Annotated in this window: 1 protein-coding gene; it reads left to right on the plus strand. The window is 69.5% G+C overall.

Features of this window, described 5'->3' with window-relative positions; all coding sequences use genetic code 11:
* Positions 1–2,760 (plus strand): type I polyketide synthase (locus IE247_RS33830; RefSeq protein WP_190127204.1); only part of this gene is annotated, 2,760 nt, incomplete at both ends.

A 2,760-nucleotide genomic window follows, 5' to 3' on the forward strand; every position in this document is an offset into this window, starting at 1 on the left:
GCCGCGTCCGCCACTGACCAGGCGCTGTTCGTACCGGTGAAGCTCGACCTCGCCGCACTGCGTGCCGGCGGGCTGGTTCCGCCGCTGCTGAGCGGGCTCGTCCGGGCCCCCGCCCGCCGTACGGCCCGGGGCGACGCGGCCGGGGCACCGGCGGAGGGCATCGCCGGGCTGTCGGTCGCCGAGCAGGCCGCGTACGTCCTGGATCTCGTCCGTACTCAGGTCGCCGTCGTTCTGGGCTACGCCGGACCGGAGGCGGTCGAGACGGACCGCTCCTTCCGTGAGCTGGGCTTCGACTCGCTGAGCGCCGTCGAGCTGCGCAACCGGCTCGGCGCGGCGACCGGGCTGAGGCTCCCCGCGACCCTGGTCTTCGACTATCCGACCTCGGCGATTCTCGCCGACCGGCTGCGCACCGAGCTGGTCGGTGAGGCGCCCGCCGCGATCGCCGCACCCGTCGCCGACACCGTCCGCGACGACGAGCCGATCGCGATCGTGGGCCTCGGCTGCCGCTACCCCGGCGGGGTGGAGACCCCCGAAGACCTCTGGCGGCTCGTTCTGGAGGGCCGGGACGCCATCTCGGGCTTCCCCGACGACCGGGGCTGGGACATCGAGTCGCTCTTCGACGCCGACCCCGACCAACAGGGCACGAGCTACGCCCGCGAGGGCGGATTCGTACGCGACGCCGCCGACTTCGACCCGGGATTCTTCGGGATCTCGCCGCGTGAAGCCGTCGCGATGGACCCTCAGCAGCGTCTTCTTCTCGAAACCTCCTGGGAGGCCTTCGAGCGGGCGGGCATCGACCCCTCGTCCCTGCGCGGCAGCCGTACCGGCGTTTTCGCCGGTGTCATGTACCACGACTACGCCTCCCGGCTCACCGCGCTCCCCGAGGGCGTGGAGGGCTTCCTCGGCACCGGCAACGCGGCCAGCGTCATCTCCGGCCGGCTGTCGTACTCCTTCGGTCTCGAAGGCCCGGCGGTCACCGTCGACACCGCCTGCTCCTCCTCCCTGGTCGCCCTGCACCTCGCGGTGCAGGCGCTGCGCAACGGCGAATGCTCACTGGCCCTCGCGGGCGGTGTCACCGTCATGGCGACACCCGCTCCCTTCGTCGAGTTCAGCCGTCAGCGAGGCCTTGCCGCCGACGGGCGCTGCAAGGCGTTCTCGGCCACCGCCGACGGCACCGGCTGGGCCGAAGGCGCGGGCGTCCTGCTGGTGGAGCGGCTGTCGGATGCTCGGCGCAATGGCCATCCGGTGCTGGCGGTGGTGCGTGGTTCGGCGATCAATCAGGATGGTGCTTCGAATGGTTTGACGGCTCCGAATGGTCCGTCTCAGCAGCGGGTGATTCGTCAGGCGCTGGCGAACGCTGGTCTGTCGGCCGCCGAGGTGGATGTGGTGGAGGCGCACGGTACGGGTACCTCGCTGGGTGATCCGATCGAGGCGCAGGCGCTGCTCGCGACCTATGGCCAGGAGCACACGGAAGACCGTCCGCTGCTTCTCGGTTCGATCAAGTCGAACATGGGTCATACGCAGGCTGCCGCCGGTGTCGCGGGGATCATCAAGATGGTGGAGGCGATGCGTCACGGGGTGCTGCCGAAGACGTTGCATGTCGATGAGCCGACTCCGCATGTCGACTGGTCGGCGGGAGCGGTCTCGCTGCTTGAGTCGGTCACTCCCTGGCCGGAGACCGGCCGCCCGCGCCGCGCCGCCATCTCGTCGTTCGGCTTCAGCGGCACCAACGCGCACGCCATCATCGAGCAGGCTCCTGAGCCTGAGGAGCCCGCAACGCGTCAGGAGCCCCGGCGGGCTCCGGGCAGCCTCCCCTGGCTGATCTCCGGAAAGACCCCGGAGGCCCTGCGCGAGCAGGCCGCACGACTCAAGGCGCACACGCTCGCGAACCCCGATCCGAGCCCCGCCGACATCGGCTACACCCTGGCCACGAGCCGCACGGCGCTCGACCACCGGGCCGCGCTCGTCGCCGACGACCGAGAGGCATTCCTCGCGGGGTTGGCCGCGCTGGCTGATGGCAGTTCTGCGGCTGGTGTGGTTGAGGGTTCTCCGGTGGGCGGGAAGTTGGCGTTCCTGTTTACGGGGCAGGGGAGTCAGCGTGCGGGGATGGGCCGTGAGCTGTACGGGGCGTATCCGGTGTTCGCTCGGGCTCTGGACGAGATCTGCGCGCGTCTTGATGTGCCGTTGAAGGAAGCACTGTTCGGTGTTGAGAGCGGTGCTCTCGATGAGACGGCGGTGACGCAGCCGGCTCTGTTCGCGGTTGAGGTGGCGCTGTTCCGGCTTCTGGAGTCGTGGGGTGTGCGGCCGGACTTCCTGTCCGGTCATTCGATCGGTGAGATCGCTGCGGCGCATGTGGCGGGTGTGTTCTCGCTGGCCGATGCGTGCACGTTGGTGGCGGCTCGTGGCCGGTTGATGCAGGCGCTGCCTTCGGGCGGTGTGATGATCGCCGTGCAGGCGTCGGAGGAGGAGATCCTTCCGCTGCTGACCGACCGGGTGAGCATCGCCGCGATCAACGGTCCTCGGTCCGTCGTGATCGCGGGTGACGAGAGCGCCGCTCTCGCGATCACTGAGCAGTTCGGTGACCGTAAGTCGAAGCGGCTGACGGTGAGCCACGCGTTCCACTCGCCGCACATGGACGGCATGCTGGAGGCGTTCCGTACAGCGATCGAGAATCTTTCGTACGACAACCCGAAGATTCCGGTCGTCTCGAACCTCACCGGTGCGCTGGTCGGCGACGACATGTCGACTCCCGACTTCTGG

Origin of the sequence: Streptomyces inusitatus (genome assembly GCF_014651115.1) — a bacterium.
GTDB classification, from domain to species: domain Bacteria; phylum Actinomycetota; class Actinomycetes; order Streptomycetales; family Streptomycetaceae; genus Streptomyces; species Streptomyces amakusaensis.